Raw genomic sequence first — 21,167 nt, forward strand, 5'->3', positions numbered from 1 at the left:
TCTGAATAAGGCTCAAGCCGCATTCGCCGCAAACGCCGCGCCGAGCGTGCGCAGCGCTTGCCGGGTTCGCGCATCCGACAGCTTCGAATGCAGCATGACGTCGCGCGACGGCAAGGGCGGCAGGCCAAGCCGCGGCCCGAGGTCGACGGTATCCGCCGGCGCCACCCGGCGCGCCAGCGCGGCGACCGCAAGCCCGGCGGATATCGCAGCCCCGATCGTCGCGAGCCCGCCGCCGACGAAGGCCTCGGTCCAGGCGATGCCGGCGGCATCGAGCGCCTCGACGGCCATGGCGCGGACGCTGCACGGCTCGGCCTGGGTCGCCAGCCGCAGCGGCTCGCCGGGACGATGGTGAAAATCCGGCGCGGCCATCCAGCCGAACGGTTCCTCGAACAGCACGTCGCCATCGCGGCGCTTGGCATCGTGACGGAGGGCGATCGCGGCATCGAGCTTGCCGTCGTCGAATGCGCCGAGCACCGCGCGCGACGTGTCGACATGCAGCTGGATCACCAGGCCGGGATCGGTGGCGTTCATCCGCTTTAGCAGCGACGCCAGCTCCGTTCCGACGATGTGGTGGCTGATGCCGACGACCAGCCGCCGATGCTCGACCGCGAACGACCCGATCGCCGATTGATGCGCGGCAACCAGATTGCGCGCCGCGGCGAGGAAGGCCGCTCCTTCGGCGGACAGCCGGACCAGCCGCGGCGTGCGCTCCAGCAGCCGCCGGCCAAGCCCGTCTTCCAGCCGCCTGATCTTCAAGCTGATCGCGGACTGCGTGGTCTCCATGACCTGCGCCGCGCGGGTGAAGCTGCTGAGGTCGGCGACCAGGACAAAGGCCTGCACCGCCTCGACATCGAGAGCTTTCATGGCCATTCATTTCAATATGAAATCATTGAAATGAATTACCATGCCGTTTTTAAATGATCAATCAGCGCCTAGGATTGGCTGCACGCAAATCTTCAAGGAGCCACCATCATGCCGCTGACCCGCGTCTCGCTGCGACGGGGCAAGCCCGCCGCCTACCGCAAGGCCATTCTCGACAGCCTTTATCGCGCCATGCGCGAGACCTTCGATGTGCCGGACGGCGACCCCTTCATGACGGTCTCCGAGCATGATGGCGACGATTTCGCTTATGGCGCCGACTATCTCGGCATCAGGCGCAGCGACGATCTGGTCATCATCCAGATCACCGTCAGCAACACCCGCCCGGTGACGCAGAAGCAGAGGCTCTATCGCCGGATCGCCGAGCTGCTGACGGACAGCCCCGGCCTGCGGACCGAGGACATCTTCATCAACCTGGTCGAGGTGCTTCCCGAGAACTGGTCGTTCGGCAACGGCGAGGCGCAGTACGTCCGATGAGCGCATCCCCGATCCTCTCGCCGCGGATGAGCGGCATCAAGGCATCGCCCGCATCGGTGCTGCGGCGGCGCGCCCGCGAGCTGCGCGCCAATGGGCGCGACATCATCGAGCTGTCGTCGGGCAATCTGGATTTTCCGACGCCGGCGCATGTGATCGCGGCGGCGCATGACGCGGCCCTGCGCGGCGAGACCCGCTACACCGACGTCGACGGCACGCCGGATGTGAAGCGCGCGGTGCAGGCCGCGCTGCTGCGCGACCATCGTCTCGACTATCGGCTGGATGAGATCGTCATCACCAACGGCTCGACGCAAGCGCTGTTCAACGCGCTGCTCGCGACGCTGGCGCCCGACGACGAGGTGATCATCCCTGCACCCTATTGGGCGCCCTATCTCGATCAGGTGCGGCTCGCAGGCGGGGCGCCGGTGGTCGTGCCGTGCGCGCAGAACAACGGCTTCAGGCTGCGCGGCGAGGATCTGCAGGCGGCGATCACGGCGCGGACGCGCTGGATCGTGCTCAACAATCCCGTGAATCCCTCCGGCGCGCGCTATTCACGCGAGGATCTCTCCGAGATCGCCGCGGTCCTGTCGCGGCATCCGGATATCTGGGTGCTTGCCGACGGGCTCTACGAGCACATCACGTTCGATGGCGCGCCGGCGCCGACGCTGGCGGAGATCGAGCCGCGCCTGAGGCCGCGGACGTTGACCGTCAGCGGCCTCGCCAAGAGCTACGCCATGATGGGATGGCGGATCGGTTATGCCGCCGGACCTGCGGCGCTGATCCGCGCGATGATCACGATCCAGTCGCAGACCACATCGGGCGCATCGTCGATCAGCCAGGCCGCCGCAATTGCCGCGCTCGATGGCCCACAGGATGTGCTGGCCGAGCGCGCAGCCATCCTGCGCGCGCGACGCGACCGCTTTGCCGAACTGATCAACGGATGCGCCGGGCTGTCCTGCACGCCGCCGGACGGCACGTTCTATCTGCTGGTCGGTTGCGCCGGCGTGATCGGCAAGCGCGCACCCGACGGCAAGATCATCGCGACCGACCGCGATTTCTCGGCCTATCTGCTCGAGAACGCCGATCTGGTGGTGTTCCCCGGCGAGGATCTCGGGCTGTCGCCCTATGTCCGCGTCAGCTTCGCCAACCCGTCAGCGACCATCGAGGAGGCGGCTACGCGCTTGAAGCGCGCCTGCGGAGCCCTGCAATGACGCCGCGCGCACAAAGCCAGCGCCTCGCACTGGCGGCGCATCTGCTCGGGCTTGGAATGGGTGCGACCGTCATCGTCGGTCTCGTGCCCGCGACGCTCGCGCTGCTGCGGGCACTGCCCTGAAGACGCAGTGATTACCGCGTCGGGATCGGCTTGTCGCCGCGATAGTCGTAGAAGCCGCGCTGGCTCTTGCGTCCGAGCCAGCCGGCCTCGACGTATTTCACCAGCAGCGGGCACGGCCGATACTTTGAATCGGCGAGCCCCTCATGCAGCACCTGCATGATCGACAGGCAGGTGTCGAGGCCGATGAAATCGGCAAGCTCGAGCGGGCCCATCGGATGATGTGCGCCGAGCTTCATCGCGGCGTCGATCGCCTCGACGTTGCCGACGCCTTCATACAGCGTGTAGATCGCCTCGTTGATCATCGGCAGCAGGATGCGGTTGACGATGAAGGCGGGGAAATCCTCCGACACCGCGACCTGCTTGCCGAGCTTGGCGACGAACGCCTTGGCGGTGTCGAAGGTCGTGTCGTCGGTGGCGATGCCACGGATCAGCTCGACCAGCTCCATCGCCGGCACCGGATTCATGAAATGAATGCCGATGAATTTCTCCGGGCGGTCGGTCGAGGCGGCGAGCCGTGTGATCGAGATCGACGACGAGTTGGTCGCGACGATCGCGTCCGGCTTCAGCACCGCGCAGACCTCCTGGAAGATCTTGCGCTTGGTTTCTTCCTTCTCGACCGCGGTCTCGATCACGAGGTCGCAATCGGCCAGCGCGTCGAGCGTCTCGGCGGAGGCGATGCGGTCGAGCGCCTGCTTGCGCTCGGCTTCGCTGATCGCCTTCTTGGCCACCTGGCGGGTCAGATTGCCGTTGATGGTCGCCAGTGCCGATTTCAGCCGGTCGCCGGACACGTCGTTGAGCACCACGTCGAAGCCGGCCAGCGCCGCCACATGGGCTATGCCGTTGCCCATCTGGCCCGAACCGATCACGCCGACCTTTTTGATTGCCACCGTCATCTTGTCATCCACCGGAACGGCGCGCATGTCGCGCCTGCCCAATCCCAACGATACCCGAAGTGAAGCCTTCCGGGTTGCCCAATCCGCCGGAAAACGTTTCCCGGGACCATGATGTGATGACCCATCATCACGTCAGACCCCCATTCTCCCCGTCGAGCATGATCCTTTCGGAAAAACGTTTCCGGATCATTGCCTCGAAAATATCAACACCGGCCGGAGCTTAGCCACCCGGCCGGTGTCTTGTCGCTACTTTCCGAGCTTGCCGAGCGCTTCGGTCAGTTCCGGAACCGCCTGGTAGAGGTCGGCGACCAGGCCGTAATCGGCGACCTGGAAGATCGGCGCGTCTTCATCCTTGTTGATGGCGACGATCACCTTGGAGTCCTTCATGCCGGCCAGATGCTGGATCGCGCCGGAGATTCCGACCGCGACATAAAGTTCCGGGGCCACCACCTTGCCGGTCTGGCCGACCTGCCAGTCGTTCGGCGCATAGCCGGCATCGACCGCGGCGCGCGAGGCGCCGACGCCGGCGCCAAGCTTGTCGGCGAGCGGCTCGATGTACTTGGCGAAGTTCTCCCGGCTCTGCATCGCGCGGCCACCCGAGACGATGATCTTGGCCGAGGTCAGTTCCGGACGGTCGCTCTTGGCGACTTCCTCGCCGACGAACGTCGACAGGCCGGGATCGGCGGCGGATGCGGCGTTCTCGATCGCCGCGCTGCCGCCTTCGCCGGCGGCGGCGAAGGTCGAGGTGCGGACCGTGATCACCTTCTTGGCGTCCTTCGACTTCACGGTCTGGATCGCGTTGCCGGCATAGATCGGCCGCTCGAAGGTGTCGGGCGCGACGACCTTGATGATCTCCGAGACCTGCATGACGTCGAGCAGCGCTGCGACGCGCGGCATCACGTTCTTGAAGCGCGAGGTCGCGGGCGCGACGAAGGCGTCGTAGCCGGGCGCCAGCGCGACGATCAGCGCAGCCAGCGGCTCGGCGAGGTCGTGCTCATAGGCGGGACCTTCGGCGACCAGCACCTTGGTGACGCCGGCAAGCTTGGCGGCCGCTTCCGCCGCCGCCTTGGTGCCCTGGCCGCCACCGGCAACCAGCACATGGACGTCGCCGCCGAGCTGGGAAGCCGCGGTCAGTGCCTTGTTGGTCGCGTCCTTCAGGGTCTCGTGGTCGTGTTCAGCAATCAACAGCGTCGTCATCAGAGAACCCCGGCTTCGGTCTTGAGCTTGTTCACGAGTTCGGCGACGTCCTTGACCTTGACGCCCGCCTTGCGGCCTGAGGGTTCCGCGGTCTTCAGCACTTCCAGACGCGGCGTGACATCGACGCCGTAGTCAGCGACGCTCTTGTCGTCGATCGGCTTCTTCTTCGCCTTCATGATGTTGGGCAGCGACGCATAGCGCGGCTCGTTGAGACGCAGGTCGGTGGTGACGATCGCCGGGCCCTTCAGCTTGATGGTCTGCAGGCCGCCGTCGACTTCGCGCGTGACCTTGAAGTCGCTTCCGTCGACCTCGAGCTTGGAGGCGAAGGTCGCCTGCGACCAGCCGAGCAGCGCGGCCAGCATCTGGCCGGTCTGATTGCTGTCGTCGTCGATCGCCTGCTTGCCGAGGATGACGAGGCCGGGCTGCTCCGCCTCGACCACCGACTTCAGGATCTTGGCGACCGCGAGCGGCTCGACATTGCCTTCGGCCTTGACCAGGATGCCGCGGTCGGCGCCCATCGCAAGTCCGGTGCGAATGGTCTCGGAGGCCTGCGCCGGTCCGATCGACACCACCACCACTTCGGTCGCCTTGCCGGCTTCCTTCAGCCGCAGCGCTTCCTCGACGGCGATCTCGTCAAACGGGTTCATCGACATCTTGACGTTGGCGAGCTCCACGCCCGTCCCGTCACTCTTGACGCGGACCTTGACGTTGTAGTCGACGACCCGCTTTACCGGCACAAGAACCTTCATCGATCCTCTTTCGCTTTGATTTTATGGGTTTCGGTTGGCTGGCGCGGAACCTAAAGGTCCCGTTTCCCCCGGTCAACGCGCCAAAGCCAAAAAACCGTCACCCGGTTTTGAACCAGTTTAGCGGTTCTGACCCGGCACCCACAACACGTCCCCCGCCCCCTTGTTGTTCTGGAAGCGGCTGGCAACGAACAGGAAATCCGACAGCCGGTTCATATACTGAATGCCAGCTGCATTGACCGGCTCGTCGGGCCGGGCGGCGAGTTCCACCATCATGCGTTCCGCGCGGCGACATATCGTTCGGGCGAGGTGCAGATAGGCCGACGCAGCCGTCCCGCCGGGCAGCACGAACGAGGTCAGCGGCGCCAGCTGGTCGTTGAGGCCGTCGATGTCGCGTTCGAGCCGCTCGACCTGGCTTGCCAGCACGCGCAGGCGCTCGGCCTTGCCCTCGCGCTCCGGCACCGCCAGATCGGCGCCGAGATCGAACAGGTCGTTCTGGATGCGGCCGAGCATCGCATCGACCTCGGGGCTTTCGGCGAGATGCAATCGGACTACGCCGATCGCGGCATTGGTCTCGTCGACGGTGCCGTAGGCGGCCACGCGCAGATCGTATTTCGGCCGCCGCTCGCCGGAGCCGAGCGCGGTGGTGCCGTCATCGCCGGTGCGCGTATAGATTCGATTGAGAACGACCATGGCCGGCTCCAGTGTTCGAGTTCACCCCTCCCATCGAAGTCGGATATATCCGACTTCGACAATTTTGCATGCCCAACTCGGATAAACCCGAGTTGGGTGGGAGAGGTGAAAAGTGTACCTCAGCTATCGTCCCATCGCCCACACCGCGAGCATCGCGATGACGATGGCGACGAACTGCAACAGCACGCGCAGCCGCATCAGCTTCTGCGACGTGTTCGGCGAGCCGCCCTTCATCATGTTGATGAGGCCGAGCAGGAGCACCAGGGCTACGGCGCCGACGGCGATGGGAAGAATGATCGTGCTGAGGACGGATGTCATCTGCGGTACATAACACCGCAGGACGCGGACTTCCACACAGCTACGCCATGCAACCAACTGGCTTTTCAAGGCGTAGTATCAGATGCTGGGTCCGTTCTCGGACCGAGCGGTCGTCGATAATGCCGGGTGGAATGTGAAGCAGCTTCGTTACGTCACCCACGTCGTGATGGATGCCTTTTACACGTTCCTCGCCGATGACGGCTGGGCGATCGCGAGCCATATCGCGCTGTCGACCCTGATGGCGCTGTTTCCGTTCCTGATCGTGCTGACGTCGCTGGCCGGCTTCGTCGGCTCCAAGCAGCTCGCCGACCAGGCGGTCGGGCTACTGCTCCAGGTCTGGCCGGATCAGGTCGCCGGCGCGTTGTCCGGCCAGATCCACGACGTGCTGACCAACACCCGCGGCGACATCCTGACCATCGGCGCGGTGCTCGCGGTCTACTTCGCCTCCAACGGCGTCGAGGCGCTGCGGGTGGCGCTGAACCGCGCCTATGCCGTGATCGAGCCGCGGCGCTGGTACTGGCTGCGGCTGGAGTCGATCGGCTATACGCTGGTCGCGGCGTTCACCTCGCTCGCGATGGCGTTCCTGATCGTGCTCGGGCCGCTGATCATCGAGGCGGCGCGGCGCTATATCCCGTTCTTCGTCGAATCCAACGAGAGCCTGCTCAACACCGCCCGTTACGGCATCACGATCCTGGCGCTGGTGGTTGCGCTGTTCATCCTGCATGCCTGGCTTCCGGCGGGGCGCCGCAGCTTCACGCAGATCCTGCCCGGCATCATCTTCACGATGGTGGCGTCGCTGATCTCGGGCATCGGCTTCGGCATGTACCTGGCGCGCTTCGCCAACAATTACGTGACCATGTATGCGGGGCTTGCCTCGGTGGTGATCGCGCTGGTGTTCATGTATTTCATCGCCGCGATCTTCGTGTTCGGCGGCGAATTGAACGCCGCGATCATCAAGTCGCGGCTGCCGCGCGGCGTGTCGCTTCATGCAGCGCAGTCGCGAGCGCCCGCGGAGAAACAGGCTTGACCAGGAAGGCGTCGGCGCCGGCGGCGCGCGCCGCGGCTTCGTCTTCGGCACGGCCGGAAATCCCGACGATCACGATATCGCCGTGCGGCGGCGGCAGCGCACGGATGCGCTTGATGGTTTCGACACCGCCGATGCCGGGCAGCACCATGTCCATCAGCACGGCGTCGAACTCACCCTGTCCGAGCCGGTCGGGCGCAGCCTCGCCCTGACCGATGAATTCGGCCTGGTGGCCGAGCTCGGTCAGGATCGTGTTGAGCACGACGCGGCCGAACGGATTGTCCTCGACGCTGAGCAGCCGCAACCCCTGCGACATCAGCACCGCAGCGCCTTCGCTCGACGCAGCACCGGCCGGCCCTTCGGCCGAGACCAGCGCCACGCTGAGCGTGAAGACGGTGCCGCCGCCGGCGCGCTGCGCCGCGACGATGTCGCCGCCCATGGCCCGCGCGAGCTGCTTGACCGAGGACAGGCCGAGCCCGGCACCGCCGAACCGCGCCGCGATCGAGACATTGGCCTGGGAGAACGGCCGGAACAGGCGCTTGACCTCCGACAGGGTCAGGCCGATGCCGCTGTCGGAAATTGCAAAGGCAACGCCGATTCTGCCGCTGTCCTTTCCCCTGGCCGCGCGCACCGGCGCGACGTTGAGCTCGACGCTGCCCTGCTCGGTGAACTTGACGGCGTTGTCGATCAGGTTCTCCAGCGCCGCGCGCAGCCGGACGGGATCGCCGACCGCAAACGCCGGCAGCCGGTCGGAGATCACGACGGAGGCCTGCAGCCCCTTGGCTGCGGCGCGGCCGGCCAGCGAATCCCCGGCATGGCGCGCCAGCGTGCGCAGGTCGAAGAAGTCCTGCCGGATCTCAAGCCCCGGCCCCTCGCTGCGGGCAGCATCGACGAACAGGGTGGCAAGGCTCGCCAGATGCTCGGCGCCGGCCTTGATGGTGTCGACCCAGCGCCGCTCGCGCTCGCCGAGTTCCGACGTCGCGAGCAGATTGCTGATCGCGAGGATGCCGGTCAGCGGCGTCCGGACCTCATGGGCAAAGGCGGCAAGCGCGGTCTCGACCATGCCGGGAGTGGTCTTCGGGGCCGGCTTTGGCGCCGCTCGCTTATGCCGTGGCTTGGTTGCCGCCTTCGCGGCGCCGGTTTTGGCGCCGGTTTCGGCCGCGCGCGTTTTGGCGGCGCGGGTCTTCGGCGGCGGCCTGTTGGATGGCCGCTTGCTGCGCCGTGCGCGCGATTTTGACGCCATGGTTTCCGTGATCCCCGCCCCGGACGACAACATGGCATGCCAGGCAGGCCGGAGTCACGGCAGCGTTTGCGGTCCATCACCGCAATGCGCGATGATCGTCACCAGCCGCTTTACGGCAGGCCGACCAGACGGCGAATGTCGGCCGGGCTCGCTCCCTCCGCCCGCAATTCGCGCAGTCCGGTCGCCCGGGTCGATTTCGACAGTTTCTGGCCGGCGGCATCCCGGATCAGGCGATGGTGCCGGTAGGCGGGCATAGGCAGGCCGAGCAACTGCTGCAACAGCCGATGCACGCTGGTCGACCAGAACAGGTCAACGCCCCTGACCACATCGGTCACACCCTGCAGGGCATCGTCGACCACGACGGAGAGATGGTAGCTGGTCGGGGTCTCCTTGCGCGCCAGGATTACGTCGCCCCAGGCCTTAGGCCGGGCCACAACGTCGCCGCGCTCGCCGTCCGGCCCTTCGCCCGCCTCGTGCCAGCACAGGTCACAGGCTTTCGCGCCGGCCACGGCTATGTCGAGCCGCAGCGCGAACGGCGCGCCCTGCCAGGTCAGCCGGTCGCGTTCCGCCGCCGGCAGCGATCTGGCCGTGCCCGGATAGAGCGGCGCGCCATCCGGATCGCGCGGCCAGGCGCCACTGGCCTCACGTTCGGCGACCAGCCGCGCGATCTCGGCACGGCTCTCGAAGCTCGGATAGACCAGCCCCTGGACCGCCAGGCGGTCGATCGCCGCGCGATAGGCGGCGAAATGCTCCGATTGCCGCCGCACCGGGGTCTCCCAAGCGAGGCCGAGCCAGGCGAGGTCCTCGTAGATCGCCTGCTCGAATTCCGGTCGGCAGCGCGTCGCGTCGATGTCCTCGATCCGCAGCAGAAAGCGCCCGCCGGTCTGCCGCGCGAGGTCATGGTTGAGCAGCGCCGAATAGGCGTGGCCGAGATGCAGGTGGCCGTTCGGACTCGGCGCGAAACGGAAAACGGGAGGCGGCATCAGACCGAGCCGGTGTGACGAAACACCTCGGATGGGGATCCCGTCTCCCGTTCCAGCCTCTCGACGACCATTCGGTAGAACCGTCCAGCCTCCAGCATCATCTCCTCAGATATTTCTGCCGTGCCGTTCTGGAACGCATTACGTGCAATGTCGAACTCCGAATCGATGAAGGCCGCAACTGCAGGCGACAGGGGCGTGGCGCCCAGTTCGTGCGTGACGGCCTTGCGGGCCATCAGGTCGCCGACCTCCTCCGCCAACTCCGCCGGAGGCGCGCACTCTGCCATCAGCGTCGGGAAATGCATCGGTGCCACAGCCTCGGTCGGATGCATCCGCAACCAGCGCAGCGCCGCCGCCGGCCGGAGCGCATAGAACACCTTTTTCTGCGGAATGCTGCTCTCGTCGCCGAAATAGACCCTGCGCTGCCGTTCGCCCAGGTGCAGGTAGTGGCGGCAGATCGCTTCCCGGCTCGCCGCATGCCGCGCAAATTCGAGAAAGCTGTCGCGGAACCAGACCTGACCGCGATAGACCACCGGAGAACAGAGCCACTCGATGATGACCGCGTTGCCTTTCAGCAGCAGTTGAAGCGCCTTGCGCAAATCCCAGCCATTCACGTCCAGATCGCCTTCGAGCGGAAGCTCGATCACATCGCGTACGATCCAGGGCGTAATATGATCGATGGCGCGGCGGACATAAACGAAGCGGCAATCGTAATCGCTATCGGGTGACGAAAAGCCCCACGCCCGGCTTCCACTCTCGACGGCCAGTGGCAAGAAAACCCGGTGTTCATCCGCGATGCCGTCGAGCATCGCATCGATCGCCGCGACCTTTCCTGCGTCCATGTCGGCAGGAATGCTTCTCAAACTCATCGAGCACTTCCGAAATCAAGTAATGTTGTCATACTCTGAAATCCCCTGAACCGTCCACAGGGCGTGGAGCCCGAGCTGTTGCGAGCGCCCGCCTGAGGAAGTCGATCCCGCAATGCTGATTCATCTCGAAACCCAGGCCGACCTCGACGACGCGGTCCAGAAACTGGTCGACCAGGATCGGCGGCTGCGCCCGATTCTCGAAGCCACCGGCATGCCGGCGATCCGGCAGCGTGAGCCCGGGTTTGCCGGGCTTGCCGCGATCATCTGCGGCCAGCAGCTCTCGACCGCAAGTGCGGCGGCGATCTGGGGGCGCGTCAGCAAGGCGTTCGACCCGTTTCACCATGATGCGATCCGCAAGGCGCGCGCCGACCGGCTCGGCCGCCTCGGGCTGTCGACGGCCAAGATCAAGACGTTGAAGCACATCGCGCGCGAACTCGCAGAAGAGCGGCTGAACCTCGACGTGCTCGCCAACGAAGAAGCCGATGCCGCGCACAACACGCTGACCGCGCTGCCCGGGATCGGCCCGTGGACCGCCGACGTCTATCTGCTGTTCTGTCTCGGCCATGGCGACGCATGGCCGGCTGGCGACCTTGCCGTGCAGGAGGCGATCAAGGTCGGGCTCGGGTTGAAGCAGCGGCCGACGCCGAAGCAGATGGCGCCGCTTGCCGAGCCGTGGCGTCCGCTACGCGGCGCGGCCGCCCATCTGTGGTGGGCGTATTATCGCGTGCTGAAGAACCGCGAGGGCGTGATCGCCGCCGCGAAGTAGCTGTCATCAAGAAAAACATACCGACACGCGATCGCGTGATATAGCATCAGCCGACAGATACTTTTTCAATTTGCCGGCCCCGCCCATTTAGCACGCCCAGCACATCCTTCCGGCAAGGAGGACGGACCTGGTTTCTCCCCGTATCCCGCTGACGCTGCTCGCGATCTCGCTGGGTGCCATCGCCGCCGCGTGGTGGTGGCTGGGCATCCCGGTGAGCCTCGCGCGGGCGCCGATCGATCCGAACGACAAGGTGCAGTGCATCTCGTACGCGCCGTTCCGAAACAATCAGACATCACTTTCGCCGGCGACGCAGGTCTCGCCGCAGCAGATCGCGGAGGACCTCGCTCAGCTTGCCAAGATTTCCTACTGCATCCGGACCTATGCGACCGATCTCGGTCTCGATCAGATTCCCGGGTTAGCAGCCAAGGCCGGACTGAAAGTCATTCAGGGCATTTTCCTCGACCGGGACCGCAAGAAGAACGCGACGCAGGTCGAGACGGCGATCCGCCTCGCCAGGCAATATCCGGACACGATCATCGCACTCGTGGTCGGCAACGAGGTTTTGTTGCGCAAGGAAATGTCGGCATCCGACCTTGCCGCCACGATCCGCGCGATCAAGGCGCAGGTCGCCGTCCCCGTCACCTATGCCGACGTCTGGGAGTTCTGGCTGAGCAATCGCGAACTCGCCGATGCCGTCGACTTCGTCACCATTCACATCCTGCCCTATTGGGAGAATGTTCCAATCGCCGCGGAACATGCCGCCGCGCATGCCGACGAGATGCGCCGGCAGGTCGCGGCGGTTTTTCCGGGCAAGGAAATCTTCATCGGCGAAGTCGGCTGGCCGAGCGAGGGACGCATGCGCGAATCCGCGCTGCCGTCGCGCATCAATCAGGCACGAGTGGTCTCGGAGGTGCTCGATCTGGCTCGCCGCGAGCATTTCCGCGTCAACCTGTTCGAGGCCTATGATGAAGGCTGGAAGCGCGAGATCGAGGGCACCATTGGCGGATCCTGGGGCCTGTTCGATTCCGAACAGCGCACGCTGAAATATCCGGCCGGCGTGCCGATCAGCAACTTTCCGTCCTGGAAATTGCAGATGGCCGGCGGAATGGCGCTGGCGATCCTGGTGTTCGGCGCGGCATGGCTGAGCTTGCGCCGCAAGCCGAGGACGCCCGAATTCGCACCATGGCTTGCGGTCGGCGTATCGGCGACCACCGCCGGAATCCTGTTTGGGGTCGCCGCCCAGCGAATGATCTACGAAAGCACCGGAACGGGAGGCTGGCTTATCTGGGGCTCGCTTCTGGTGGCGGCGACGGCGTCGCCGCTGTTCGCCGCCAACGCCCTGATATCGGGCCGCGCACCGCCCAGCTTCCAGGAGTTGCTGGGGCCGAAGGGCTACCACACCGAGACGGTGCTGGTGACCTTGCACGGATTGGCCCTGATCGTCACCGTCGTGGTCGGCACGGCGGCCGCGATCGGTCTGGTGTTCGACCCGCGCTTCATCGATTTTCCGTTTGCGCCACTCACCATGGCGGCGGTGCCGTTTGCGGCGATGACGCTGCTCAATCCGCCGACCAAGGGAGTCCGGCCGCTGGCCGAATCGATCTTCGCCGGCATCTTTGTCGGAGCCGCCATCTATACGCTCCTCAACGAAGGATTTGAGAACTGGCAGGCGATGTGGACTTGCGCTGTCTTCATCCTGCTTGCGGGAACGCTGTGGCGGGCGCGCGCCTGAGACGGTGCCTAGAGCGCCATTCCGAATTGAATCGGAACGGCGCTCTAGATTCTTGTTTTGACGCGTTTTCTTAACGCGAACCGGTATCCACTTCGCTCGAAAACGCTCTAGCCGCGCAGCCTGACGCGATCTTCCCGCGCGCTGTCGGTGACGAAGCCGATCACCGCGCGCACCGACGGCAATTCCACCAGATCGGGATGGGCGAGCAGCCACAGATCGGAGAGGCTCGCGAGCTTCTGCGGCGCGACCCGGACCAGATCGGGATAGTCGGCCCCGACCAGGCAGGACAGCGCGCAGATCCCGAGCCCGGCCCGCGCCGCCGCCAGCATGTCGCCCTGCGAGGAACAGCGCATCACCAGCGTGCCCTGCCGCGTGATGACATCGCTCCACCGCGCCAGCCGCACATTCGAGGCCTGGTCGGCAAACCCGATCACGCTGTGGCCCTTCCACTCATCCGGCCGCTCCGGAAGCTTGCGCCCGGCCGCATAGAGGCGTGAGGCATAGAAGCCGGCGCCGAGCCGGCCGATCCTGCGCCCGATCAGGTTCTCATCCCCTGCATCGACCGGCCGCAGCACCACATCGGCCTCGCGGCGGCGCACGCTGGCCGGAAACGGATGGGTGATGATCTCGAGTTGGATATTGGGATGATCGTGCAGGAACGGCCCGAGCCGCGGCATCAGCCAGTGCGCGGCAAGCGTCGCGCCGATCGACAGCTTGACCACGCCACGGGCCTGCTCGCCGGAGGCGGACGCCGAGGCTTCCGCGCGCAAGGCGGCTGCGGCCATCACCTCCGTGTGCTCGCGGAACTTGCGGCCATGCGAGGTCAGCGACAAGCCGTCATTGGACCGCGCGAACAGCCGGGTCCCGAGCTGCTTCTCGAGCGCCGCGACGTTGCGGCCGACGGTCGGATGGCTGATGCGCAGCCGCCGCGCCGCGGCGGCGAAACTGCGCGTCTCCGCCACCGCGACGAAGGTCTTGCAAAGCTCCCAGTCCATGCCGCTCGTCCGCCTATGTTCATTTCTGGGCAACTGACTGTTCAATATTGAACGCCATCGCGCAACCGTCCAGCCCTATATTGCGACGCAAGAGCGCCGCCGCTCCAAGCCATCACAACAAATCGCGAACCGCTTTGGCCACCGGCCGAGCGGTCCACCCATGGAGGACCCGAACAATGCCGCTGCCCGCGTCGCTCGCCAACAAGCTCGAACTGCCGGTCGTCGGCTCCCCGCTGTTCATCGTCTCGGGTCCCGAGCTTGTGATCGCGCAGTGCAAGGCCGGCATCGTCGGCTCGTTCCCGGCACTGAACGCCCGCCCGGCCGAGAAGCTCGGCGAGTGGCTGACGCAGATCGAGAACGAGCTCGGCGAGTACCAGGCGCTGCATCCCGAGAAGAAGGTCGCGCCCTACGCGGTCAACCAGATCTGCCACGCCTCCAACGACCGGCTGATGCGCGACATGGAAACCTGCGTGAAGCACAAGGTGCCCGTCATCATCACCTCGCTGCGCCCGCCGTCCGAGATCGTCGAGGCCGCGCATTCCTATGGCGGCGTGGTGTTCCACGACGTCATCAATGTGAAGCACGCCCGCAAGGCCGCCGAGCAGGGCGTCGACGGCCTGATCCTGGTCTGCGCCGGCGCCGGCGGCCATGCCGGCACGCTGTCGCCGTTCGCGCTGGTGCGCGAGGTCAAGCAATGGTTCAAGGGCACGATCCTGCTGTCGGGCGCGATCTCCGACGGCTGGAGCATCGCGTCCGCGCTCGCGCTCGGCGCCGACCTTGCCTATATCGGCACCCGCTTCATCGCGACCGAGGAAGCCAATGCCGACCTCAAGTACAAGCAGGCGCTGACTGAATACGCCGCGCACGACATCGTCTATTCGAACCTGTTCACCGGCGTGCACGGCAACTACCTCGGACCGTCGATCGCCGCGGCAGGTCTCGATCCGGCCAATCTGCCGGTCGCCGACAAGTCCAAGATGAATTTCGGCTCCGGCGGCAACATGAAGGTCAAGGCCTGGCGCGACATCTGGGGCTCGGGGCAGGGCATCGGCCAGATCGTCGACGCTCCGCCGGTCGCCGAGCTGGTGGCGCGGCTGAAGGCGGAGTTTAATGCGGCGCGCAGCCAGTTCCTTCAGGCCAGCGCCTGAGGTCCGGACGACCGCCTGGAGAGAGCTATTATGATCATCAGCGGCGACCGACAGATCAGCTACGCCGACATCCACGCCCGCATCGCGCGGGCCGCCACCGGCTTCCGCGCACTCGGCGTGCAGGGCGGCAAGCCGGTCGGCATGATGCTGCGCAACGATTTCGCGCTGTTCGAGGTGGTCGCGGCCTCCGCTGCGCTCGGCAGCCCGGTGGTGCCGATCAACTGGCATCTGAAGGCCGACGAGGTCGCCTACATCCTCACCGACAGCGGCGCCGACACGCTGGTCTGCCACGCCGACCTGCTGCCGCAGATCCGCGACGGACTGCCTGCTGGAATCAGGCTATTGGTGGTGACGACGCCGCCGGAGATCGCCGCGGCCTATGGCGTGGCTCCCGCGCTCACAACCGTGCCCGACGGCATGACCGATTGGGATATCTGGCGCGAGACGCATCAGCCGCTCACCGACGCGCCGATCGGCGCGGCGCCGATGTTCTACACCTCGGGCACGACAGGACTGCCGAAGGGCGTCAAGCGCAAGCCGATGCGGCCGGAGCAGCAGGCGGCCGCCGCGCGCGTCGGCGCCCTCACCTACGGCGTCAAGCCGAATGAAGACCAGGTGGTCCTGATGAACGGCCCGATGTACCATTCGGCCCCGCACTCCTACGGCATGCTCGCGTTCCGCAGCGGCTGCGCGATCGTGCTCGAGCCGCGCTTCGATCCCGAGGACCTGCTGCAACTGATCGAGCGCCACCATGTCACGCATATGCATATGGTGCCGACGATGTTCGTGCGGCTGCTGCGGCTGCCGGAGGAGACGCGACGCCGCTACGACCTGTCGTCGCTGCGCTTCATCGTGCATGGCGCGGCGCCCTGCCCGATCGACGTCAAGCGCGCGATGATCGAGTGGTGGGGACCCGTGATCAACGAATATCTCGGCTCCACCGAGACCGGCATCCCGGTGTGGCATTCGTCGGCCGAAGCGCTGGCCAAGCCCGGCACGGTCGGTCGCGCCATCGAGGGCGGCATCGTCAAGACCTTCCGGCCCGACGGGACGCCATGCGATGTCGGCGAGCCCGGCGAAATCTTTATGCGTCAAACATTGATCTCGGATTTCGATTACCACGGCAACGCCAAGGCGCGCACCGAGGCCGACCGCGACGGCCTGATCAGCGTCGGCGATGTCGGCTATCTCGACGCCGACGGCTATCTGTTCCTGTGCGACCGTAAGCGCGACATGGTGATCTCGGGCGGCGTCAACATCTATCCCGCCGAGATCGAGAACACCCTGATCGGCATGGACGGGGTGCGCGACTGCGCGGTGTTCGGCGTTCCCGACGACGAATATGGCGAGCGGCTGTTCGCCTGCGTCGAGCCGGAAGCCGGCAGCACGCTGTCGGCTGCGGCGATCCAGGATTTCCTGCGCGGCAAGCTCGCCAACTTCAAGGTGCCGCGCGACATCCGCTTCATGGACGCGCTGCCGCGCGAGGCCACCGGCAAGATCTTCAAGCGCAAGCTGCGCGATCTCTACCGCGAAGGACAGCTTCGCTGAACGGTGACGGCCAGGCGAACGGCGTTTGAAACTTAGTTGCTGTTGCAAAACACCGGCAATCGACGCAACGATGCGCCCGCATCCGAAGCTGGGACCTTCGCCATGAACTCGACCGACTTCATCGTCATCCGCAACGATCTGCAGCAATGGAAGTTGATCGAGACGCAGTTGCCAGAGACCGCGGCGCTGCCGGCCGACGCGCTGCTGGTGAAGGTTACCCGCTTCGCCTTCACCGCCAACAACATCACCTACGCCGTGATCGGCGAGCAGCTGAAATACTGGCAGCTGTTTCCGGCCCCCAAGGACTACGGCATCATCCCGGTGTGGGGTTTTGGCGAGGTGCTGGCCTCGAAACACCCCATGATCGCCGTCGGCGAGACGCTGTTCGGCTATTTCCCGATGGCGACCCATCTGGTGATCGAGGCGGCCGACGTCAGCAAGCGCGGCCTGCGTGACGGCGCCGCCCACCGGCAGGAGGTCGCGCCGGTCTACAACAACTATGCCCGCGTCTCCACCGACCCGACCTATGCCGGCCGGCAGGGCGACTTCCGCGCGCTGATGCTGCCGCTGTTCATGCTGTCGTTCCTGGTCGACGACGCGCTCGCCGAGAATGAATTCTACGGCGCGCGCCGCGTCATCCTGTCCTCGGCCTCGAGCAAGACCGCATTCGGGCTCGCGCACCTGCTGCACAAGCGGGGCATCCGCGTGATCGGGCTGACCTCAAAGGGCAATGTCGATTTCGTCAGTTCGCTCGGCTGCTATGATAAGGTCGTCACCTATGACCGGGGCGCCGCGATCCCTCCGGCCGAATCCGTCGCCTATGTCGACATGGCCGGCAACAGCGCGCTGCGCGAGAGCCTGCACCGGCACTTCGGTGCGCAGATGGTCTATTCCGGCCGGGTCGGCCTCACCCATCGCGCGAGCGAGCCGGACGAGCCGACGCTGCCCGGTGCCAAGCCGGTGTGGTTCTTCGCGCCCGACCAGATCCGCAGGCGCGCCAAGGAATGGGGGCCCGGCGGCATCGAGCAGCGCTTTGGCGCCGCCTGGGCCGAACTCGTGCCGCATCTGCCCGATTGGCTCGATGTCGTCGAGCGGCGCGGTCCGGCTGCGGTGCGCGAGGCTTATCTCGATACCCTGCAAGGCCGCGTCCCGCCGGATCAAGGCCTGATCCTGTCGCTCGCCGAATAGGCGCCATCCCGTCACGCCCTTTCAGCGTGGCTTCGGATCGGTATAGGCTTTGCGGCAATAGGAGCGCCGCATCAAGGCGGCCGATGGCGGGAAACACTCAATGCTCGACAAGACGGACGATATCTCGGTCGCCGCCGACAATTGGCTCGTGCAGTTCGAGGATGCGCTGGCCGGCCCCGACGATGTGCTGGTGAAGCCGCTGTTCCATCCCGACAGCTACTGGCGCGACGTGCTGGCGCTGAGCTGGAACATCCAGACCATCAACCGCGCCTTCGCCATCATCGAGGAACTGCCGGCGCATGCGCGGCGCAGCACGCCGCATCATTTTCGCATCGATGCCGAGCGCGCGGCGCCGCGCCGGGTCACGCGCGCCGGCACGGATGCGATCGAGGCGATCTTCAAGTTCGAGACCGCCATTGGCCGCGGCCACGGCATCGTGCGGCTGATCCCAGATGCCGCCGATAGCGACCGGCTGAAGGCCTGGACCTTGCTGACCGCGCTCGAGGAGCTGAAGGGGTTCGAGGAGCAGCAGGGCTACACACGACCGCGCGGACAGGCCTATTCGCGCGACTTCCGCGGCCCCAACTGGCTCGATTTGCGCAAGGCGTCCGTCGAGTATGCCGGCCGCGATCCCGCTGTGCTGGTGGTCGGCGGCGGACAGGCCGGGCTTGCGATCGCCGCGCGGCTGCAAGCACTCAAGATCGACGCGCTGATCGTCGACCGCGAGGCGCGGGTCGGCGACAATTGGCGCAAGCGCTATCACGCGCTGACCCTGCACAACCAGGTGCAGGTCAATCATCTGCCCTACATGCCGTTCCCGCCGAACTGGCCGACCTACATCCCGAAGGACAAGCTCGCCAACTGGTTCGAATCCTATGTCGACGCCATGGAGCTGAACTTCTGGACCGGCACGGAATTTCTCGGCGGCAGCTACGACGACGCACACGGACGCTGGACCGTCGAGCTGCGCCGCGCCGACGGAACGACGCGGACAATGCAGCCGCGCCATGTCGTGATGGCAACCGGCGTCAGCGGCATCCCCAATCTGCCCGAGATCCCCGGCCTGAAGAATTTCTCCGGCAGGGTCATGCATTCCAGCCGTTACGAAGACGGCGAGACCTGGACCGGCAAGCGTGCGCTGGTGATCGGCACCGGCAACAGCGGCCACGACATTGCGCAGGACCTGCATTCCTCCGGCGCCGACGTGACGCTGGTGCAGCGCTCCTCGACCCTCGTCACCAATATCGAACCGTCGGCGCAGCTGGCCTATGCCGCCTATAACGAAGGCTCGCTCGAGGACAATGACCTGATCGCGACCTCGATGCCGCTGACACTCGCCAAGCGCAGCCACGTGCTGATGACCGAGCAATCCAAGCAGCTTGACAAGACGCTGCTCGACGGCCTGGCGCGCAAGGGCTTCAAGCTCGATTTCGGCGACGGCGGCACCGGCTGGCAGTTCAAATACCTGACCCGCGGCGGCGGCTACTACTTCAACGTCGGCTGCTCCGATCTCGTCGCGAGCGGCGCGATCGCCCTGAAGCAATTTGCCGACATCGAGACCTTCGTGGCCGACGGCGCGCGGCTGAAGACCGGCGAAACCGTGGAAGCCGATCTGATCGTGCTCGCGACCGGCTACCGGCCGCAGGAAGAGCTGGTGAAGAAGCTGTTCGGCGCGGCGATGGCCGCGCGAATCGGTCCGATCTGGGGCTTTGGCGACGGTCAGGAGCTGCGCAACATGTACACCCGCACGCCGCAGCCCGGCCTGTGGTTCATCGCCGGCAGCCTCGCGCAATGCCGCATCAACTCGCGCTACCTCGCGCTGCAGATCAAGGCCATCGAAGAGGGCCTGCTGCCGCGCGATGTCGGGCCGGTGGCGAAGTTGACCTAACCACACCGTCATTCCGGGGCGCGCGCAGCGCGAGCCCGGAATCCATCGGGCCGCAAGCTCTGTAGATAAATGGATTCCGGGCCTGCGCTTCGCGCATCCCGGAATGACGAGAGAGAGGAACATAAAATGCCAACCATCCTCGGCGCCGGCGAGCACCGCTACCGCGTGGTGGAGAATTTCGCGAAGCTGCCCGACGGCTGGAGCCTGACCGACGTCGCCTCCGTCGCCGTCGACAGCAAGGACCGCGTCTATGTCTTCAACCGCGGCGACCATCCGATGGTGGTGCTCGACCGCGAAGGAAACTTCATCAGGAGCTGGGGCGAAGGCGTGTTCTCGCGCGCTCACGGCCTGCATATCGACGCCGAGGACAACCTCTATTGCACCGATGACGGCGACCATACCGTGCGCAAATGCACCACCGACGGCAAGGTGCTGCTGACGATCGGCATCCCGCACAAGCCGGCGCCGTTCATGAGCGGCGAGCCGTTCCACCGCTGCACCCATACGGCGCTGTCGCCGAACGGCGAGATCTACGTCTCCGACGGCTACGGCAATGCCTGCGTCCACAAATACACGCCGGACGGCAGGCTGATCAAAAGCTGGGGCGAGCCCGGCACCGATCCCGGCCAGTTCAACATCGTGCACAACATCGCCACCGACGCCGACGGCTTCGTCTACGTCGCCGATCGCGAGAACCACCGCGTCCAGGTGTTCGACGGCAACGGCAGATACGAGACCCAGTGGAACAACCTGCACCGGCCTTGCGCGCTGTGCCGTTGCGGCGGCGGCAAGCAGCCGAATTTCGTGATCGGCGAGCTCGGGCCCGGCATGGCCGTCAACCGCAAGGTGCCCAATCTCGGCCCGCGGCTGTCGATCGTCGATCACACCGGCAGGCACATCGCCCGGCTCGGCGGCGAGCGCGGCCCCGGCGTCGAGACCGGAAAATTCCTGGCGCCGCACGGCCTCGCGCTGGATTCCCGCGGCGACATCTATGTCGGCGAGGTCGGCGTCACCGACTGGACGACCAGTTTTCCGGACACCGAGATGCCCGCCGCGGTGCGCGTGACGCGGTGCCTGCAGAAGCTGGAGCGGGTGACGGCGTAGCGAAGCTCCGCTTTAATCCCGTCACCCTGAGGTGCGAGCGGAGCGAGCCTCGAAGGGTCGACGGCCCGGCTGGTGCCCGTGCATCCTTCGAGGCGCGCAAGAGCGCGCACCTCAGAGGGTGTGATTTTTTTGGGGTTTCAGCGAGCATT

Annotated in this window: 21 protein-coding genes; 11 read left to right on the forward strand and 10 right to left on the reverse strand. The window is 65.8% G+C overall.

All coding sequences use genetic code 11. The features are described from left to right. Positions 1-12: 12 nt before the first annotated feature. Positions 13-864 (reverse strand): LysR substrate-binding domain-containing protein, encoded by an 852-nt coding sequence (locus ACVINW_RS05945; RefSeq protein ID WP_456750434.1) that lies wholly within the window; start codon positions 862-864, stop codon positions 13-15. Between the two features lie 108 nt (positions 865-972). Here ACVINW_RS05945 and ACVINW_RS05950 point away from each other — a divergent pair, with 108 nt between their 5' ends. From ACVINW_RS05950 to ACVINW_RS05960, 3 genes are read left to right on the forward strand one after another with little or no spacing between them, the layout of a single operon-like run. Next, the gene (locus tag ACVINW_RS05950; RefSeq protein ID WP_456750435.1) at positions 973-1,356 is read left to right on the forward strand and encodes a tautomerase family protein; all 384 of its coding nucleotides are present in this window, start codon (positions 973-975) and stop codon (positions 1,354-1,356) included. Further along, a complete protein-coding gene (locus ACVINW_RS05955; protein ID WP_456750436.1) occupies positions 1,353-2,564 on the forward strand; it encodes an aminotransferase class I/II-fold pyridoxal phosphate-dependent enzyme in 1,212 nt (403 codons plus the stop codon). The genes ACVINW_RS05950 and ACVINW_RS05955 overlap by 4 nt, the downstream gene beginning before the upstream one ends. Beyond that, on the forward strand, positions 2,561-2,686 hold the full coding sequence (locus tag ACVINW_RS05960; RefSeq protein WP_456750437.1) for a hypothetical protein: 126 nt from the start codon (positions 2,561-2,563) through the stop codon (positions 2,684-2,686). Before ACVINW_RS05955 ends, ACVINW_RS05960 begins: the two co-directional genes overlap by 4 nt. Before the next feature lie 11 nt (positions 2,687-2,697). On the opposite strand, the gene ACVINW_RS05965 is transcribed toward ACVINW_RS05960, so the two are convergent. From ACVINW_RS05965 to ACVINW_RS05985, 5 genes are all read right to left on the reverse strand, one after another. After that, a complete protein-coding gene (locus ACVINW_RS05965) occupies positions 2,698-3,579 on the reverse strand; it encodes a 3-hydroxybutyryl-CoA dehydrogenase (protein ID WP_456750438.1) in 882 nt (293 codons plus the stop codon). Between the two features lie 246 nt (positions 3,580-3,825). Continuing rightward, positions 3,826-4,776, reverse strand: a complete 951-nt coding sequence (locus ACVINW_RS05970; RefSeq protein ID WP_456750439.1) for an electron transfer flavoprotein subunit alpha/FixB family protein — start codon at positions 4,774-4,776, stop codon at positions 3,826-3,828. Continuing rightward, positions 4,776-5,525 (reverse strand): electron transfer flavoprotein subunit beta/FixA family protein, encoded by a 750-nt coding sequence (locus ACVINW_RS05975; protein ID WP_456750440.1) that lies wholly within the window; start codon positions 5,523-5,525, stop codon positions 4,776-4,778. Before ACVINW_RS05975 ends, ACVINW_RS05970 begins: the two co-directional genes overlap by 1 nt. Positions 5,526-5,642: 117 nt before the next feature. Beyond that, positions 5,643-6,215 carry a cob(I)yrinic acid a,c-diamide adenosyltransferase gene (locus tag ACVINW_RS05980; RefSeq protein WP_456750441.1) on the reverse strand — a complete coding sequence of 191 codons (573 nt, stop codon included), beginning with the start codon at positions 6,213-6,215 and terminating at the stop codon, positions 5,643-5,645. A gap of 123 nt (positions 6,216-6,338) precedes the next feature. After that, on the reverse strand, positions 6,339-6,533 hold the full coding sequence (locus tag ACVINW_RS05985; RefSeq protein WP_024584739.1) for a twin transmembrane helix small protein: 195 nt from the start codon (positions 6,531-6,533) through the stop codon (positions 6,339-6,341). 82 nt (positions 6,534-6,615) lie between these two features. On the opposite strand from ACVINW_RS05985, the gene ACVINW_RS05990 reads away from it, so the two are divergent. Next, a complete protein-coding gene (locus ACVINW_RS05990) occupies positions 6,616-7,560 on the forward strand; it encodes a YihY/virulence factor BrkB family protein (RefSeq protein WP_456750442.1) in 945 nt (314 codons plus the stop codon). Here ACVINW_RS05990 and ACVINW_RS05995 read toward each other — a convergent pair. The 3 genes from ACVINW_RS05995 to ACVINW_RS06005 all read right to left on the reverse strand — a co-directional run bounded on the left by ACVINW_RS05995 (position 7,487) and on the right by ACVINW_RS06005 (position 10,649). Beyond that, the gene (locus ACVINW_RS05995; RefSeq protein ID WP_456750443.1) at positions 7,487-8,800 is read right to left on the reverse strand and encodes an ATP-binding protein; all 1,314 of its coding nucleotides are present in this window, start codon (positions 8,798-8,800) and stop codon (positions 7,487-7,489) included. The genes ACVINW_RS05990 and ACVINW_RS05995 overlap by 74 nt on opposite strands. Positions 8,801-8,910: 110 nt before the next feature. Beyond that, positions 8,911-9,783: a tRNA glutamyl-Q(34) synthetase GluQRS gene (gluQRS, locus tag ACVINW_RS06000; protein ID WP_456750444.1), complete on the reverse strand. Its 873-nt coding sequence runs from the start codon at positions 9,781-9,783 to the stop codon at positions 8,911-8,913. Beyond that, on the reverse strand, positions 9,783-10,649 hold the full coding sequence (locus ACVINW_RS06005) for a nucleotidyltransferase domain-containing protein (protein ID WP_456750445.1): 867 nt from the start codon (positions 10,647-10,649) through the stop codon (positions 9,783-9,785). The genes gluQRS and ACVINW_RS06005 overlap by 1 nt, the downstream gene beginning before the upstream one ends. Positions 10,650-10,761: 112 nt before the next feature. Between ACVINW_RS06005 and ACVINW_RS06010 the strand changes: the two genes are divergently transcribed. After that, positions 10,762-11,415, forward strand: a complete 654-nt coding sequence (locus tag ACVINW_RS06010; protein WP_456750446.1) for a DNA-3-methyladenine glycosylase family protein — start codon at positions 10,762-10,764, stop codon at positions 11,413-11,415. A 169-nt stretch (positions 11,416-11,584) separates the two neighbouring features. Continuing rightward, positions 11,585-13,147, forward strand: a complete 1,563-nt coding sequence (locus tag ACVINW_RS06015; protein ID WP_456756312.1) for a glycoside hydrolase family 17 protein — start codon at positions 11,585-11,587, stop codon at positions 13,145-13,147. A gap of 107 nt (positions 13,148-13,254) precedes the next feature. Here the strand turns inward: ACVINW_RS06015 and ACVINW_RS06020 are convergent, their stop codons facing one another. Beyond that, positions 13,255-14,142: a LysR family transcriptional regulator gene (locus tag ACVINW_RS06020; RefSeq protein ID WP_456750447.1), complete on the reverse strand. Its 888-nt coding sequence runs from the start codon at positions 14,140-14,142 to the stop codon at positions 13,255-13,257. Positions 14,143-14,318: 176 nt separating this feature from the next. Here ACVINW_RS06020 and ACVINW_RS06025 point away from each other — a divergent pair, with 176 nt between their 5' ends. The 5 genes from ACVINW_RS06025 to ACVINW_RS06045 all read left to right on the forward strand — a co-directional run bounded on the left by ACVINW_RS06025 (position 14,319) and on the right by ACVINW_RS06045 (position 21,018). Continuing rightward, on the forward strand, positions 14,319-15,290 hold the full coding sequence (locus tag ACVINW_RS06025) for an NAD(P)H-dependent flavin oxidoreductase (protein WP_456750448.1): 972 nt from the start codon (positions 14,319-14,321) through the stop codon (positions 15,288-15,290). Positions 15,291-15,320: 30 nt separating this feature from the next. Continuing rightward, a complete protein-coding gene (locus ACVINW_RS06030) occupies positions 15,321-16,838 on the forward strand; it encodes an acyl-CoA synthetase (RefSeq protein WP_456750449.1) in 1,518 nt (505 codons plus the stop codon). A gap of 102 nt (positions 16,839-16,940) precedes the next feature. Further along, complete coding sequence (locus tag ACVINW_RS06035; protein WP_456750450.1) at positions 16,941-18,026, forward strand: DUF2855 family protein; 1,086 nt, start codon at positions 16,941-16,943, stop codon at positions 18,024-18,026. A 100-nt stretch (positions 18,027-18,126) separates the two neighbouring features. Then, on the forward strand, positions 18,127-19,914 hold the full coding sequence (locus ACVINW_RS06040) for a flavin-containing monooxygenase (RefSeq protein WP_456750451.1): 1,788 nt from the start codon (positions 18,127-18,129) through the stop codon (positions 19,912-19,914). 126 nt (positions 19,915-20,040) lie between these two features. Beyond that, positions 20,041-21,018, forward strand: coding sequence for a peptidyl-alpha-hydroxyglycine alpha-amidating lyase family protein (locus ACVINW_RS06045; RefSeq protein ID WP_456750452.1), 978 nt, complete (start codon positions 20,041-20,043; stop codon positions 21,016-21,018). Positions 21,019-21,167: the final 149 nt, after the last annotated feature.

The sequence above is a fragment of the Bradyrhizobium sp. USDA 4461 genome (assembly GCF_054055655.1).